The 15,035-nt window shown below is 69.6% G+C and carries 15 protein-coding genes; 12 read left to right on the plus strand and 3 right to left on the minus strand.

Translation table 11 applies throughout. The features are described from left to right. From QM624_RS14235 to ftsY, 5 genes are all read left to right on the plus strand, one after another. Positions 1 to 1,040: AAA family ATPase (locus QM624_RS14235; protein ID WP_415092925.1), on the plus strand; the 1,040-nt coding region annotated here is incomplete at its 5' end. 196 nt (positions 1,041 to 1,236) lie between these two features. Beyond that, positions 1,237 to 1,566, plus strand: coding sequence for a hypothetical protein (locus tag QM624_RS14240; protein WP_415092927.1), 330 nt, complete (start codon positions 1,237 to 1,239; stop codon positions 1,564 to 1,566). Between the two features lie 71 nt (positions 1,567 to 1,637). After that, a complete protein-coding gene (locus QM624_RS14245) occupies positions 1,638 to 1,982 on the plus strand; it encodes an ArsR/SmtB family transcription factor (RefSeq protein ID WP_415092929.1) in 345 nt (114 codons plus the stop codon). Between the two features lie 3 nt (positions 1,983 to 1,985). Beyond that, positions 1,986 to 2,489, plus strand: coding sequence for an SRPBCC family protein (locus QM624_RS14250; protein WP_415092931.1), 504 nt, complete (start codon positions 1,986 to 1,988; stop codon positions 2,487 to 2,489). Between the two features lie 59 nt (positions 2,490 to 2,548). Beyond that, the gene (gene ftsY / locus QM624_RS14255; RefSeq protein WP_415092933.1) at positions 2,549 to 3,682 is read left to right on the plus strand and encodes a signal recognition particle-docking protein FtsY; all 1,134 of its coding nucleotides are present in this window, start codon (positions 2,549 to 2,551) and stop codon (positions 3,680 to 3,682) included. Between the two features lie 17 nt (positions 3,683 to 3,699). Here the strand turns inward: ftsY and QM624_RS14260 are convergent, their stop codons facing one another. Next, the gene (locus QM624_RS14260) at positions 3,700 to 4,341 is read right to left on the minus strand and encodes a hypothetical protein (protein WP_415092935.1); all 642 of its coding nucleotides are present in this window, start codon (positions 4,339 to 4,341) and stop codon (positions 3,700 to 3,702) included. A 149-nt stretch (positions 4,342 to 4,490) separates the two neighbouring features. Between QM624_RS14260 and ffh the strand changes: the two genes are divergently transcribed. Then, positions 4,491 to 6,083, plus strand: coding sequence for a signal recognition particle protein (ffh, locus tag QM624_RS14265; protein WP_298130929.1), 1,593 nt, complete (start codon positions 4,491 to 4,493; stop codon positions 6,081 to 6,083). A gap of 175 nt (positions 6,084 to 6,258) precedes the next feature. On the opposite strand, the gene QM624_RS14270 is transcribed toward ffh, so the two are convergent. Beyond that, the gene (locus tag QM624_RS14270) at positions 6,259 to 6,936 is read right to left on the minus strand and encodes a GNAT family N-acetyltransferase (RefSeq protein WP_415092937.1); all 678 of its coding nucleotides are present in this window, start codon (positions 6,934 to 6,936) and stop codon (positions 6,259 to 6,261) included. Between the two features lie 265 nt (positions 6,937 to 7,201). Here QM624_RS14270 and QM624_RS14275 point away from each other — a divergent pair, with 265 nt between their 5' ends. Then, a complete protein-coding gene (locus QM624_RS14275; RefSeq protein ID WP_415092939.1) occupies positions 7,202 to 8,398 on the plus strand; it encodes an amidohydrolase family protein in 1,197 nt (398 codons plus the stop codon). Positions 8,399 to 8,585: 187 nt separating this feature from the next. Then, positions 8,586 to 9,680 carry a DNA glycosylase AlkZ-like family protein gene (locus QM624_RS14280; protein WP_415092944.1) on the plus strand — a complete coding sequence of 365 codons (1,095 nt, stop codon included), beginning with the start codon at positions 8,586 to 8,588 and terminating at the stop codon, positions 9,678 to 9,680. 15 nt (positions 9,681 to 9,695) lie between these two features. Here the strand turns inward: QM624_RS14280 and QM624_RS14285 are convergent, their stop codons facing one another. Beyond that, positions 9,696 to 12,473 (minus strand): TIR domain-containing protein, encoded by a 2,778-nt coding sequence (locus QM624_RS14285; RefSeq protein WP_415092946.1) that lies wholly within the window; start codon positions 12,471 to 12,473, stop codon positions 9,696 to 9,698. A 411-nt stretch (positions 12,474 to 12,884) separates the two neighbouring features. Here QM624_RS14285 and rpsP point away from each other — a divergent pair, with 411 nt between their 5' ends. From rpsP to trmD, 4 genes are all read left to right on the plus strand, one after another. Further along, a complete protein-coding gene (gene rpsP, locus QM624_RS14290) occupies positions 12,885 to 13,307 on the plus strand; it encodes a 30S ribosomal protein S16 (RefSeq protein ID WP_415092948.1) in 423 nt (140 codons plus the stop codon). A 2-nt stretch (positions 13,308 to 13,309) separates the two neighbouring features. Beyond that, a complete protein-coding gene (locus tag QM624_RS14295) occupies positions 13,310 to 13,567 on the plus strand; it encodes an RNA-binding protein (protein ID WP_298130391.1) in 258 nt (85 codons plus the stop codon). Between the two features lie 67 nt (positions 13,568 to 13,634). Continuing rightward, on the plus strand, positions 13,635 to 14,165 hold the full coding sequence (rimM, locus tag QM624_RS14300) for a ribosome maturation factor RimM (protein WP_415092950.1): 531 nt from the start codon (positions 13,635 to 13,637) through the stop codon (positions 14,163 to 14,165). Next, the gene (gene trmD / locus QM624_RS14305; RefSeq protein WP_415092952.1) at positions 14,162 to 14,863 is read left to right on the plus strand and encodes a tRNA (guanosine(37)-N1)-methyltransferase TrmD; all 702 of its coding nucleotides are present in this window, start codon (positions 14,162 to 14,164) and stop codon (positions 14,861 to 14,863) included. Before rimM ends, trmD begins: the two co-directional genes overlap by 4 nt. The last annotated feature ends 172 nt before the right edge of the window (positions 14,864 to 15,035 follow it).

Consider the following 15,035-nt stretch of genomic DNA (forward strand, 5'->3'; position numbering starts at 1 on the left):
AGGCGGCCGACGCCCGCGCCGTGGCGCAGGCGGCCACCTGGCTGCTGAGCCGGATCGAGGCCTCCCAGCAGCTGGCCGCCGCCGAGCGGACGGCGGCCGAAGCCGCCCGGCAGGCCGCCGAGACCGCGCTGACCGAAGCGCGACGCCGCGGCCGTGAGCTGGCCAAGGAGTTCGAGGACCTGGTCGCCCATGTCCATCGCGACGAACTGGCCCGCGCCGAGCAGCGGCTGCGGGTCGAGGCGCTGGCCGAGCGGGCGCTGGTCGAGCTGGGTCTGGACGTTGACGTGCTGGTCGCCGAATATGGTCCCGACCAGCTGATTCCGGTGCTGACCAGGGCGGACGGTTCCGCGCTGGGGCCCGAGGACGAGCGTCCGGAGCCGGTGCCGTTCGTCCGCGCCGAGCAGGAGAAGCGGCTGCGGGCCGCGGAACGCAATCTTGGCGTCCTGGGCAAGGTGAACCCGCTGGCGCTGGAGGAGTTCGACGCGCTGCAGGAACGGCACGCCTTCCTGGCCGAGCAACTGGACGACCTGCGCAAGACCCGGGCCGACCTGGCCGACATCATCGACCAGGTGGACGCCCGGGTGCAGGAAGTCTTCGCCGCCGCCTACGCCGACGTCGAGAAGGCCTTCGAACACGCCTTCTCGCGGCTGTTCCCCGGTGGTGAGGGACGCCTGGTGCTGACCGAGCCGGGGGAGTGGCTGACCACCGGCGTCGATGTCGAAGCGCGTCCGGCCGGCAAGAAGGTGAAGCGACTGTCGCTGCTGTCCGGCGGCGAACGCTCCCTGGTGGCGGTGGCCTTCCTGGTCGCGCTGTTCAAGGCCCGGCCCAGCCCGTTCTACATCCTCGACGAGGTCGAAGCCGCCCTGGACGACACCAACCTCGGCCGGCTGCTGGAGATCTACGAGGAGCTGCGCGAGAACTCACAGCTCCTGGTGATCACCCACCAGAAACGCACCATGGAGATCGCCGACGCCCTGTACGGCGTCACCATGCGCTCCGACGGCGTCTCCGCCGTGATCAGCCAGCGCCTGCGCGACTGAACCCCTGCGTCAGGTCGCCCGGTCCGTCGGTCGGCTTCCCCACGTTGCCCCTCTTTGGTGTGATCGCACCGGTTCAAACAGGCGCAATCACCCCGAATGGGGGCAACGTCGAGGTGACGGCCGTCCATGGAACCCGATGCGGGAGTGACGGCCGCGATGTTGCATACTGGAGCCATCCCGTCGGAAGGTTCTCAACGTGGCTGTCGCACTGCTGGTGATGGTGGTGATCCTTGCCATCGCTATCGCCGTCGTCGCGATTGTGGCCATGGGTATGCAGGGTGCGGGCCGTGAGAAGGCCCCCGAGCTCGCCAATGTGATGGCCGAGACCGCCCGGCATCTCAACGGGGACGCCGAGCCGCCGCAGGGTCTGGTCGAGTTCTTCGAAGAGATCCCGTCCCGACGTGGTTCAGCCAGCTCGGCCACCTCGCCCGGTTCTGTCGCCTCGCCCCGTTCGGCCACTTCGCCCGACTCTGCGAACTCGGTGGAGGCTGCGGCCCCCGCCAAGTCGGCAAGCTCCGCCAAGTAGCGCCCCGTCCGCTCAGCGCCTTCCGTGGCCACTCTTGACCTCTTATGTAACATAGTGGTTAAGTAACCGACGTGCGACATACCCTGGAGGCGCTCGCCGACGACACCCGGCGCGAGATTGTTTCGCTGCTCGCAGGCGGAGAACGGACGGCCGGTGACCTGGCGGCCCGGTTCGCGATCAGCCGTCCCGCGGTGTCCCGACACCTGCGGGTGCTGAGGGAAGCCGGCTTGGTATCGGTCCGGGAAGAGGCTCAACGCCGCATCTACGCACTGGATGCTGCGCCGCTGGCCGAACTCGACCACTGGCTGTCGTCGTACCGGGTGTTCTGGTCGCAGCGGCTGGACGCGCTGGACACCGAGCTTCGCCGCGGTGCCCGTCAGGGCAAGGCATCCACCCTGCAGGAGAAGGGAGCCTGACAGATGTCCGACGATTTCGCAGAGTTGCTGCGCCGGGGGCCGGGTATCGACGTCGAGTTGCGTCGCAGCTTTCCATCGCCAGCCGTGGACGTGTGGGACGCCCTGGTCACCCCAGAGCGGCTCGCCCGCTGGTTAGCCCCGGTCAGCGGCGACCTCAGTAGCGGTGGACGGTTTCGCGTCGACTTCGACGCCGACGACGCTGCTCAACAGGTGAACGGAACCATCACCGAGTGCGACCCGCCGCTGCTGCTGGCGCTCACCTGGGAGATCCAGGACGCCGGCGTCTCCACGGTCACGGCCACCCTGACCGACACGCAATCCGGCTGCGAGCTACTGCTACGGCACTGCGGGCTGTCCGAACCGATGGCTGCCGGTTACGGCGCCGGCTGGCACGCCTACGCCGACGCCTTGGCGGCCGAACTGGCCGGCGGGTCGGTACCGGACTGGGATGAGCGCTGGACGGAGCTCTTTCCGGAGTACCGGCGGCGGGCGGAAGCGGCCGGATAAGCGAGTGCCGCCGCGAGAACGGCGCTCACCTTGTCCCCGACCACCCGTAGCATGAGCCGGTGGATTTGATCACCTGGCTCATCGTCGGCGTGCTGGCCTTCGCGGTCGTCGTCGCCGGCACCATGTTCCTGGCGCGCCGACGGGCGCTGCCGCCGGCCCCGAAAACCCCGGCGCTGCCGACCACCGAACCCGAGGCCCGCGCCGAACCCGGACCGGCAGCCGAGGGTGGGCAGGAGAGCGCGACCGGCACCGCCACCCTGGAGCGGCCCGAGGCGCCGTCCACCCGGATGGCCCGGCTGCGCCGTCGGCTGGCCGGCAGCAACAACCCGCTGGCCCGGGGCCTGCTGTCGATCCTGTCCTCCGACCGGCTGGACGCCGACGTCTGGGACGACTTCGAAGCCACGCTGATCACTTCCGACCTCGGCGTCGGCCCCACCCAGGAGCTGACCGAGGCGCTGCGCCGCGAGTTGGTGGTGGACGGGGTCGGCGACCCGGCCCACGCCAAAGCCGTGCTGCGGCACGAACTGCTGAACCTGGTCGGCCCGAACACGGACCGTTCGCTCAACCTGCAGGGCGAGGACGGCAAGCCCGCCGTGGTGCTGGTGGTGGGCGTCAACGGCACCGGCAAGACCACCACGATCGGCAAGCTCTCCCGGGTGCTGGTGGCCGAGGACAAGTCGGTGGTGCTGGGCGCCGCCGACACCTTCCGGGCCGCTGCCGCCGAGCAGCTGCAGACCTGGGGCGATCGGGTCGGGGTCCCCACCGTGCGAGGTCCTGAGGGCGGTGACCCGGCCGCGGTGGCCTACCAGGCCGTCCAGCGCGGCATCGACGAGGGTGCCGACGTGGTGATCGTCGACACCGCCGGACGCCTGCACACCAAGACCGGCCTGATGGACGAGCTGGGCAAGATCAAGCGGGTCATCGAGAAGCTGGCCCCGGTCACCGAGGTGCTGCTACTGCTCGACGCCACCACCGGGCAGAACGGTCTGATCCAGGCCCGGGTGTTCGCCGAGGTGGTGCAGATCACCGGCATCGTGCTGAGCAAGCTGGACGGCTCCGCCAAGGGTGGCATCGTCGTCCAGGTGCAGCGCGAACTCGGCGTTCCGGTGAAGCTGATCGGTCTCGGCGAGGGAGTCGACGACCTGGTGCCCTTCGAGGCCGAGGCGTTCGTGGATGCGCTGCTCAGCGAGTGAGCCACGTCCGAGCAGGATCAGGGCTTGCGGCGTAGCAGCAGCCAGGCGATCACGGCGGGCAGCACGATCATCACCAGGATGCCGATCAGGTATCCGAGGTTGTAGGCCGCGCTTCGGCCGAAGCTGAGCCCTCCGTTGGCGAACTGGCTCATCGCGCTCAGGGCGAACAGGCCCGCCAGGCCGGCGAGGATCCAGCCCACCACGCTCTTCCACACCGGACGGCGCGGCTTGGGCTGCGGCACCCAGCCACCCTGGCCGTAGGGTGCGGGCTGCCCGTATTGCGGGGTCTGCCCGTATTGCGGAGCCTGGCCATACTGCGAGGGCTGGCCGTATTGGGGTGCCTGACCGTACGGCTGGGACGGCTGCCCGTAACCTTGCGGCGGCTGCCCGTAGCCCTGGCCGTACTGCTGAGGAGCCTGCCCGACCGGCCCGCTGGACTGTCCGGTCGGGGGATACGGCTCGCTGTAGTGGTAGCCGGAGGGCTCGGGATTGGGCTGACCCAGCTGGGGATCGCCGTAGCCAGGGTAGGTGTAGTCGGACGGCCCACCGACGCCCTGGCCGTAGCCGTAGGGCTGTGCGCCGGGATCGCCGGGGCGGGGTGTGCCCTCCGGCTGGGCATCCCAGCGTCGCGGACCGTCGGGCGGCATCGGTTGGGACATGGAGGGCCTCCTTCGCGTCCGGTCAGTCTAAAGAGGCGCGGGCCTTGCGACTTTCCCGTCGACCGGGTGGGCAGGGCTAGACGTGGCGGAGGTCGTCCACGATCGAGCCGGTAGGATGTCCGGGATATCCGACTGCGTGAGGAAGTCCGTTGTTCGACACCCTGCAAGACCGCCTTTCCGAGGTCTTCAAGAACCTGCGCGGCAAGAGCCGGCTGTCCGAGGCCGACATCGACGCCACTGCGCGCGAGATCCGGCTGGCGCTGCTCGAGGCCGACGTCAACCTGGGCGTCGTCAAGGAGTTCATCGCCAACCTGAAGTCGCGCGCGCTGGGTGCCGAGGTGCACAAGGCGCTCAACCCCAGCCAGCAGATCATCAAGCTGGTCAACGAGGAGCTTGTCGCGATCCTCGGTGGTGAGGCCCGGCCGCTGCGGTTCGCGAAGCGTCCGCCGACGGTGATCATGCTGGCCGGTCTGCAGGGTTCCGGTAAGACGACCCTGGCCGGCAAGCTCGGCCTGTGGCTCAAGGGCCAGGGCCATTCACCGCTGCTGGTGGCCGCCGACCTGCAGCGTCCGAACGCGGTCAACCAGTTGCAGGTGGTGGGCGAGCGGGCCGGGGTGCATGTGTATGCGCCCGAGCCGGGCAACGGTGTCGGCGACCCGGTGCAGGTGGCCAGGACGTCGATCCTGCACGCGATGAGCAAGCTCTACGACGTGGTCATCGTCGACACCGCGGGCCGGTTGGGCATCGACGCTGAGCTGATGCAGCAGGCGTCCGATATTCGCAGCGCGGTGAACCCGACCGAAGTGCTGTTCGTGGTCGACGCGATGATCGGCCAGGACGCGGTGAACACCGCCAACGCGTTCGCTGAGGGCGTCGGTTTCGACGGTGTCGTGCTGACCAAGCTGGACGGCGACGCCCGTGGTGGTGCCGCGCTCTCGATCGCCAAGGTGATCGGCAAGCCAATCATGTTCGCCTCCAACGGCGAGGGTTTGAAGGACTTCGACGCCTTCCACCCCGACCGGATGGCCTCCCGCATCCTCGGCATGGGCGATGTGCTGACCCTGATCGAGCAGGCCGAGAAGACCTTCGACGCCGAGCAGACCCAGAAGGCGGCCGAGAAGCTGCTGGGCGGGAAGGGCGAGTTCGGCCTGGACGACTTCCTGCAGCAGATGCAGGCGGTGCGCCGGATGGGTCCGCTGAGCAAGATCCTGGGCATGATGCCCGGGATGGGCCAGATGAAGGACCAGATCAACAACATCGACGAGCGCGAGATCGACCGGCTCGAGGCGATCATCAAGTCGATGACCCCGGCCGAGCGGGCCAACCCGAAGATCCTGGACGGCTCCCGCCGCACCCGGATCGCGAAGGGCTCCGGCACCACGGTCACCGACGTGAACAGCCTGGTCAACCGGTTCTTCGACGCCCGCAAGATGATGCAGCAGCTGGGTGGTCAGATGGGCGGCATGCCCGGTCTGCCCGGTGGCGGACGCCGCCAGCCGCAGCGCCAGGCCGCCAAGCCGAAGCGTGGCAAGGGTGTCTCCGGCAACCCGGCCAAGCGCGCCGCGGGCCCGGCCGCGCTCCCCGCCGCACAGCAGCAGCCCGAGTGGAACCCCGCGGACGCCTTCGGCGTGGGCAGCGGCGGCAAGCCGTCCGATGCCGAGTTGGCGAAGGCGCTGGGCGACTTCCAGCTGCCCCCCGATCTGCAGAAGATGTTCAACCAGAAGAACCAGGGCCCCCGCTGACCCTCGCCCACCCGGTGGTCGAGCTTGTCGAGACCCCTTTCAACTGACTGACGCCTTCGCGAGTCACTGCCGCTTTGCAGAGCGCCAGTGGCGCGCGATGTCGTCAGTCAGTTGCCCGGCCCGGGCGGCCGGTACGGAGGGACGGTTCTTTTCGTTCCACCGCAGGCATGTGGCGTCAGCCGTCGGGGCTCACACTGACTGCAGCCTGGACGCCCGCCCTGACGAAGCCGAGCCGATGGGCCAGCCTGGCCGAAGCGTCGTTCTCCACCCGGCAGCGCCACTGCGCAAGCCGTCCGGCGCCGATCGCCTCAATCACAGTTCGAGCCGCCGCGGCGTAGGCGAAGCCCCGGCCACGGTGCGCGGGAACGGCCAGCACACCCAACTGGGCGAGTTCGCCCCACTGCTCGTAGCCGGCAACGGCCGCTGTCGCTCCCGAATCGGTATGGCCGACCCACCGCCAGGGCATGTCGTCCAGACCTGCTTCGTCCCATTCCTGCTTGGTGCAATCGGTACGCAGGGCAACAAGGTCCGGCTCGGTGGCGACCTCGGTGGCCGCACAGCCGGTAGGAGGGGAGACGTCGGTGAACCACAACTCCGCTGTGCCGATCGGAGCGCATCGTGCATCCGGGGCAAGAGCTCTGGTGAGTGCAGCCGCGTCCGTCAGGGTGTTCAGGTCGAGGCGTCCGACCGGTTCCACCAGATTCGGTGGGGTCAGGACGACGCAGGCGTCCGAGAACGTGACCGACACCACGCTGTCGAGCTCGGCCCGCTCGACAACCACGATGCCCGGATGAGTGAAGGCGTCCGGGGGAACTCGCAGGCGTGATGCCCAGGCGAGGCGAGCACGGTCCATTCGGGGACTCTATTCCAGCCGGCTCTGCGAATGGCGGACGGGTGGCCCGTACGCCTCCATGCCTGGCTCGCCGGTGGTCAACGTGCCGATTGTGGACCGGAAGAACCGTCCCCACCCGGTGGTCGAGCTTGTCGAGACGAGCTGACTGACACCTTCGCGAGTCACTGCCGCTTTGCAGAGCGCCAGTGGCGCGCGATGTCGTCAGTCAGTTGGTGGACTGGCTGAACTTCCATCGCCGACGTGGCAGTGGTGACAGGATCGGATCATGACCCACAGTCATGACATGCCGCCCGGTTTGGGGCCGCTGACTTCGCTGACGCACACCCACGACGGGCACACCCACACCCACGTCCGCAGCGAGGTTCCGGTCGGACCACCGCAACGGCTGCATCTGCGCGGCGTCGTCCTTCCTGAGGGGGATGAGCGCGATCTGTGGCTGCATGACGGGGTGATCAGCTTCGAACCGGTGGCGGACGCGATCACCATTGTCACCGAGGGCTGGATCATGCCGGGCCTGGTCGACGCCCACTGCCATGTCGGTCTGGAATCACACGGGGCGGTCAGTGAGGAGCGCGCCGAGGAGCACGCGATCACCGATCGTGAGGCGGGTGCTCTGCTGCTGCGTGACGCCGGTTCGCCGCTGGACACCCGGTTCTTGCAGGACCGTGAGGACCTGCCGAAGATCATCCGGGCCGGACGGCACATCGCCCGCCCGAAGCGTTACTCCCGCAACTTCGCCGAGGAGGTCGAGCCCGACGAACTCGTCGACGAGGTGGTCACCCAGGCCGAACGCGGCGACGGCTGGGTCAAGATCGTCGGCGACTGGATCGACCGGGACGCCGGCGACCTGACCCCGCTGTGGCCCAAGGAGGTCGCGAAGGAAGCCATCGAGGCGGCCCATGAGCATGGCGCCCGGGTCACCGCTCACTGCTTCGACGAACGCTCGGTCGCCGAACTGGTGGACGCCGGAATCGACGGCATCGAGCACGGCACCGGCCTCGACGACGACACCATCGCCGCCATGGCCGAACGCCAGGTCTCACTGGTGCCCACCATGGTGAACCTGGAGAACTTCCCGAAGTTCGCGGCGGCGGGGGAGGCCAAATTCCCGCACTATGCCGCCCACATCCGGGCGCTGCACGCCCGGCGGTTCGAGACCATCGGCAAGGCGGTGGACGCCGGCGTCCCGGTCTATGCCGGCACCGACGCCGGCGGCGTCCACGGACACGGGCTGATCGCGTCCGAGATCGAACTGCTGGCTCAGGTCGGCGGCAACGACTTCGCGCTCGGTGCGGCGTCCTGGAACGCACGACGCTGGCTCGGGCATCCCGGTATCGAGGACGGCGCGCCGGCCGACATCGTGGTGTTCGCCGAGGATCCGCGGGTGAACATCTCGGTGGTGCGCGAGCCGACGCTGATCATCCTCAACGGCCGCGTGGTGGGTGGGTCCGCGGCGGCCTGAGATCCCGGCGTTCGCCGGGATGACGTGAGTGCCGGGACGGTGTGAGGGTTCGCCAGGAAATGCGTTGGGTTGCCCGGACGTCGGGATGCGAGACAGGCTTGTTCCGTCATCCCGGGCCTGACCCGGGATCTCCATGTGGACGGCCGGGTGGGCTGTCGCGTGCGCCGTCCGGGACTACTGTCCGGGCATGGAACCGCATCGGCTGAGCCGACAGGACGCCCGGCGGATCGCGATCCGCGCGCAACTGCTGGACGCCGACCGCCCGTCCTTGGTCGCCGAGGTCGTCGATGAGCTGACGGTGCTCAATATCGACCCGACCAATGCCATCGCCCCTAGCGAAGACCATATTCTGTGGACCCGGTTGGGCGGCGGCTATGAGCACGCGCACCTGCAGGAGGCGGTCGAGACCGACAAAACCGTCTTCGAGTACGACGGCATGTACCGCTCGGTCGCCGACCTGCCGTTGTACCGGGCGCTGATGCGGCGTCCGCTGCGCTACGCCAAGACCGCCGACTGGGTGGCGGCCAATGACCGCTTCCACCGCGACATCCTGGCGTTGTTAGGTGAACGCGGGCCGCTGCTCACCGGTGAGATTCCCGACACCGCGCAGCAATCCTGGGGTTCGACCGGCTGGACCAACAACCGCAACGTCACCCAGATGCTCGAACTGCTGGTCCGCCTCGGCGAGGTCGCGATCGCCGGACGCGAGGGGCGGGAACGCCGCTGGGACCTGGCCGAGCGCTGGTACCCGGGCGACCAACAGGGGGTGCCCGACGCCGACGTGGATGCCCGCCGCGATGAGCGCCGGCTGCAGTCCCTCGGCATCGCCCGCGCCAAGCAGACTGAGGTGCCGCTGGAGCGGATGGACGTCGGGCAGGCGGGGGAGCCCGCCGTCGTGGCGGACGTGCCGGGCGAGTGGCGCGTCGATCCCATCGGACTGGACGACCTGGGGCGCCGCTTCGACGGTCGGACGGCTCTGCTCTCGCCGTTCGACCGGCTGGTGTTCGACCGGGCCCGGGCCGAGGCGCTGTTCGGCTTCGAGTACGTCTTGGAGATGTACAAGCCGGCCGCGAAGCGCCGCTGGGGTTACTTCGCGCTGCCGATCCTGCACGGCGACACCCTGATCGGAAAACTGGATGCGAAGGCCGACCGCAAGGCGGGACTGTTGCGGGTGTTCCGCATCCACGCCGACGGCGACTGGGCGCCCGGCACCGCCGAGGCTGTCCAGGCGGAGATCAGGGCTCTGGCCGACTGGCTCGGCCTGGAGATCGCCGAGGAGTAGGCGACCAACGGGTGTTCACCGGCAGGTCAGGTCGGCCGGTGGAGTCCCACCGACCAGGGCCTGCCAATCGTCGACGGTGAGGCTGGCGCCGGAGGTCCGGCAGGCCATCGCGACCAGCCGCTCCGGATCCAGCACCGTGCTCACCACCAGCCCGGACGCGGCGTCGTCCGGGGCCTCGAAGACCGTCACCAGCCGCGAGCCGTCGCTGCTGATATCGATGCCATGACGGTCGGCCCGCCTGTCCGCGGGGAAGTCCACACCGCCCAGCCGTGAACCGTCGGTGAGGTCGTAGAGGGTGACGCCCACATCGGTCGGGACCGCCAGCATCGTGTCGGTGACCACCGGAGCGCCGTAGCCGAAGAACCGCTCGGGGAATCGCTTTCGGAGTTCCCCGGTCGCCGGATCGTGTTCGCCCAGCGTGCCGCCGAAGTAGCGCACCCACAGCGATTCCGCTCCGAAAGCCGCCTCGTCGACGCCGTCGATCTTGTTGCCCAACCGGAATCGCTCGCTGCCGGTCGCGGCGTCCAGCACGACGAGCTCCGCGCTTTCCTGCAGCCTGAGGGCGACGGAGGTCAGGTCGGGGCTGATCGCGGCTCGTCCCACCGAGCCCAGACCGCTGGGTTGTGCCTGGCCGAGCAGGCGTCCGGTGCGCGTCTCATAGCGTCCGATCCAGCCGTCGGCGGTGACCACCGCCAGGGTCGAGTCGTCCGAGGACTGCCGGACGGCGACGATTTCGGCGTCCGGACGCCCGATCGCCCAGCCCGCGAAGCCCTCCGGGAGCCCGGGCAGCGGACCCTCCAGCGTGCCGCCCAGGGTTTGACTGCCGGACGCCAGCTGCAGCACCGTGCCGTCGGCCAGCCAGACCGGCGGCGCCAGGCCACCGACCGGTGAGGTCGGGGAGTAGCGGCCGACCGACCCGCCGCCCTCACCGGGCACGTTGGCGACCGCAGTCGTTGCGGCGGTGCCGTCCCGGACGGCCATGCTGACACCGTCGGAGGACAGCGCGACGATCGGCGGACGGCATGCGGTGCACGAGAACGGCAGATCGATCTCCGAGGTGGACGCCGTCCGGCCTGCCGAATCCGGATCCCACAGGCTCAGCTCCGAGCCGGATGCCGCGACCAGCCGCCGGCTGGTGCCGAGGAAGACCAGGCCGCGGTTGTTCACCTGGCTGAGACCGGTCAATGTCTGTGGCTGGTCGGTGCTGCCGGAGGCCCGGATCGGACGCACCTGCGCCAGGTGGATGCCGCCGGCATCGGCGACGGCGATCAGGCTGGCGTCGTGGTTGAGGGTCGAGGCGGCCTCGTTGATCATCGGCACGGACGCCTGCCGGGTCGGCCGGTTCTGGTCACCGTCCACCGGCCAGACCGGAACCTCAGAGTTTCCGCTGGTGGCCGTGGTGAAACGGCCGTCGCCCGAGATCCGTCCGCGCATTTCGCGGGCGCCGTAGACGAACTCGCCGCGGCTGATCCGGGTGAACGACGGGAAGCGGCGTACCTCGATGGTGCCGCCCTCGAGCAGCACCCGTTCGTTGTCCAGGAATCGCAGGTCGGCGGTGCCCGGCCCGTTGACGGCGAGCGGGTCGCCGATGGTGTTCTGGGTCCCGCCGGTGCGGTCCACCAGGGTCAGCCGCTGCTGGCTACCGTCGTCGGAGCCCACCACGATGCCTTGCCCGGACGGCGCCACCGCAACAGCGCGAGGCTGTTGCCCGGCCGGCAGCGCGATGGTGGCCGGCCCTGACGCCGTCGCCACCAGGACCGAGCGGCCGTCCACCGCCGCGACGGTGATGCCGTCGTCACTGATCCCCACCGCGCTGACCCGCTGGTCCACTTTCAGCCGTGCCACCGGTGCCGCGGCGGCCACGTCCCAGCTGAACACCTCGCCGGTCTCCAGTCCGACGCCGACGAACCGGCCGTCCTTGGACGGCTCGATCACGCTGATCCGGGCCGCGAACGGAAGAACCCGACGCAGTGCCGGACTGGCCAGGCTGGCGCGGAGCAGCGCCGCCCGGGTCAGCGAGGTCGGGTCGGTCCGGTAGGCCTGGACGGCCAGCAGTTGCGCCCGGCGCAGGTCGCGGTCGAGCAGCGAATCCGAGGTGGCGGCGAGTTGCCGGGCGAGCAGGCTGTTCGCCTGCCGGAGCACCTCGTTGCGCTGCAGCACCGCGACGATCGAGGCCACGATCGAGGCGATCAGCAGCAGGCTGAGCCCACTGATCGCCAGCTTCGCCAGTCGCCAGCTGCGGCGGTGCTGGGCGACGTCCTCGCCGAGCAGTTGATCCCGCGGCACCTCGCGGATCGCGGCCGCCAGGTCGGCGACCCGCTCTCGGAAGCGCGGATCGGCGGTCCCGGACGAGCCGGGCGCGTCGAACCAGCTCAGGTCGCCCCACCGCGGCTCCTCGCGGAACGCTCCGCGCAGCGGCGCCGGGACGCAGTCGCTGGCGTCCGAGAAGTCGTTGCGCAACCGGTCCCAGGAGAGCGTGCCCTCGTCGTGGACCAGCAGGATGTGGTCGGCGTCCTTGTGCTGCAGCCACCAGCGGATCTCATTGGCGACGTACTCCGACGCCGCTGCTGCCGGGCTGAGCAGCACCACCAGCCACCGGGCGTCCCGCAGCCCCTCTTCGATGGTCGACCACAGCGCCGGATTGGCCGACATCGACGAGTCGTCTCGGAAGATCCGGACGGCCCGCAGCCGGTGCCACGGCTTGGCGAAGGTCTGGATGGCGGTCTGCAGGCTGACCGCCTCGAGGGTGGACGCCGAACGCGCGTAGGAGATGAACGCGTCCCATTGCGCCATGGCCTCACCCTTCGCCGATCGGCCACAAGATATCCGAGCGGAACCCTCGCCCGGGCAAAGCTCGCACGTCGGGGGACGGTTCTTCAAAGTGAAAGTTTCGCATCCCGGGGGACGGTTCTTGGAGGTGCGAATTTCGAACGCCGAAGAACCGTCCCCGCAGATGCGAATTTCGAAGGTGGAAGAACCGTCCCCGGACGTCGAGGGCGCCGTCCTCGGACGCTGGGCGGCCGGTTCGCGGTTTCAGGGAGCGATCTGGCACAATGTTGGGCGCGTCGTCCGCGCCGGTGCCCTCTCATCGCCGGTTCGAACGGTCCACCCGAGACTCGCACCCATTCCCCACGATGGGGGCCGGCCTCACCCGTCCAGCCTGGCAGACGTTGCTCAGGCTTTCCCACAGGAGAAACCACACACGTGGCTGTCAAGATTCGTTTGAAGCGGCTCGGCAAGATCCGCTCGCCGCACTACCGCATCGTCGTCATGGACTCGCGCACCAAGCGCGACGGCCGGGCGATCGAGGAGATCGGTCTCTACCAACCGAAGAACGACCCTTCGGTGATCAAGATCGACTCCGAGCGTGCGCAGTACTGGCTCGGCGTGGGCGCGCAGCCCACCGAGGCGGTCGTCACCATCCTGAAGCGCAGCGGTGACTGGCAGAAGTTCACCGGCGAAACCTCGGAGTCGGGCATCGCCCCGCAGCCAGAGAAGGCCGACAAGGTCGCCCGGTTCAACGCCGCGCTGGCCGAGGCCGACGACGCTCCCGCGAGCGGCGCCATCAGCACCGGTAAGAAGAAGGCCGCCGAGTCGGACGCGGCTGACGCCGCCGACGAGGCCTGATCGTGCTCGCCGATGCCCTGGAGCACCTGGTGCGCGGCCTGGTCGCCAACCCGGACGACGTACGGGTCACCGATTCCGACCGGCGTCGTCCGCGCACCCTGGAGGTCCGGGTCCATCCCGAGGACATCGGCAAGGTGATCGGACGCCAGGGCCGCACGGCGGGCGCGCTGCGCACCGTCGTCGGTGCCCTGGCCGGCCGCGAGACGGTGCGGGTCGATTTCGTCGACGTCGACCGCCGGCAACGCCAGCGCCGCCGCTGACCTTCCCAACACATCGGACGCCCTCGAGCCTGCTCGGGGGCGTCCTCGTGGACTTTCAGGAGGAATGATGGCGCACACCGTGGACGTGGTGGTCGGCACCGTCGGACGCGCGCACGGCCTGCGCGGCGAGGTGACGATCCGGCTGTCCAGCGACTTCCCCGAGGAGCGCTTCGCGCCGGGCGCGGTGCTGCGTGCCGGCACCGTCACCGGTGAGCGGCTGGAAGTGAAGGCCAGTCGCTGGCAGGGGGACCTGCTGGTGGTCACCTTCCACGGTTACACCGATCGGTCGCGTGCCGAGACGCTGCGCGGCACTGAACTGTGGGCGCAGGTCGAGGTCGGTGAGTCCGATCCGGGGGAGTTCCATGACGCGGCGCTGGTCGGCCTCGAGGTGCGCTCCGGGGGCGTGGTGCGGGGCCGGATAGCCTCGATCGTGCACAACCCCGGGCAGGATCTGCTCGTCGTCCGTTCCGAGGCCGATGAGCATCTGGTGCCGTTCGTCACCGAACTGGTGCCGGTGGTCGACCTGGCGACGGGAGTCGTCGAGGTGGTCGACCTGCCCGGACTGTTCGAACCCGCACCGAGCCAGGAGGGCCGATGAGGCTCGATATCGTCAGCATCTTTCCCGAGTACTTCGCACCGCTGCAGTTGTCGCTGGTCGGCAAGGCGATCCGCGCCGGCACGCTGGACGTCGCCGTGCACGACCTGCGCCGCTGGACCCACGATCGGCACCGCACCGTCGACGACACCCCCTACGGCGGCGGCGCCGGCATGGTGATGAAACCCGAGCCGTGGGGCGAGGCGCTGGACGAACTGCTGGCCCTGCCCGGCCACGAGGCGGACGAGCCGGTGCTGATCGTGCCCACGCCGTCCGGGGCGCCGTTCACCCAGCAGATCGCCCACGAATGGGCCGCCGAGAAGCGGCTGATCTTCGCCTGCGGACGCTACGAGGGCATCGACGCCCGGGTCGTCGAACACGCCGCGACCCGGATGCGGACGGCCGAGGTCAGCCTCGGCGACTACGTGCTGAACGGGGGAGAGGTCGCCGCGCTGGCGATCATCGAGGCGGTGGTCCGGCTGCTGCCGGGCGTGCTGGGCAACCCGGCGTCGCTGATCGAGGAATCGCACGCACCCGGCCACGACAACCTGCTGGAATACCCGACCTACACCAAGCCGGAGAGCTGGCGCGGGCTGAACGTGCCCGACGTACTGCTGTCGGGCCATCACGGCCAGGTGGCCGCATGGCGCCGCGAGCAGGCCGTGGAGCGGACCCGGGAACGGCGTCCCGACCTGCTCTGAGCGTGGGCGTCCGGCGGTCCCTGCGCCGCCACCCGCGGCGTCCGGTGCATCGGCTCGCGCGTCGGCTGGGAATCCCGCTCCGGAAGGCGTTCACTGGTCCGGTGACCCGCTCCCGATTCCTGTCCGTCGTATGCGTACTGACCGTGCTGCTGGCCGGCTGCGCGGCTCCGTC

Origin of the sequence: Micropruina sp., assembly GCF_047606365.1 — a bacterium.
Taxonomy (GTDB): Bacteria; Actinomycetota; Actinomycetes; order Propionibacteriales; family Propionibacteriaceae; genus Micropruina.

Excerpts from the sequence above, each read along its gene's own strand:
- QM624_RS14250 (WP_415092931.1), top strand. The coding sequence starts at position 1,986 with ATGTCCGACGATTTCGCAGAGTTGCTGCGCCGGGGGCCGGGTATCGAC.
- QM624_RS14260 (WP_415092935.1), bottom strand. The coding sequence starts at position 4,341 with ATGTCCCAACCGATGCCGCCCGACGGTCCGCGACGCTGGGATGCCCAG.
- QM624_RS14270 (WP_415092937.1), bottom strand. The coding sequence starts at position 6,936 with ATGGACCGTGCTCGCCTCGCCTGGGCATCACGCCTGCGAGTTCCCCCG.
- QM624_RS14275 (WP_415092939.1), top strand. The coding sequence starts at position 7,202 with ATGACCCACAGTCATGACATGCCGCCCGGTTTGGGGCCGCTGACTTCG.
- QM624_RS14280 (WP_415092944.1), top strand. The coding sequence starts at position 8,586 with ATGGAACCGCATCGGCTGAGCCGACAGGACGCCCGGCGGATCGCGATC.
- QM624_RS14285 (WP_415092946.1), bottom strand. The coding sequence starts at position 12,473 with ATGGCGCAATGGGACGCGTTCATCTCCTACGCGCGTTCGGCGTCCACC.
- rimM (WP_415092950.1), top strand. The coding sequence starts at position 13,635 with ATGGCGCACACCGTGGACGTGGTGGTCGGCACCGTCGGACGCGCGCAC.
- trmD (WP_415092952.1), top strand. The coding sequence starts at position 14,162 with ATGAGGCTCGATATCGTCAGCATCTTTCCCGAGTACTTCGCACCGCTG.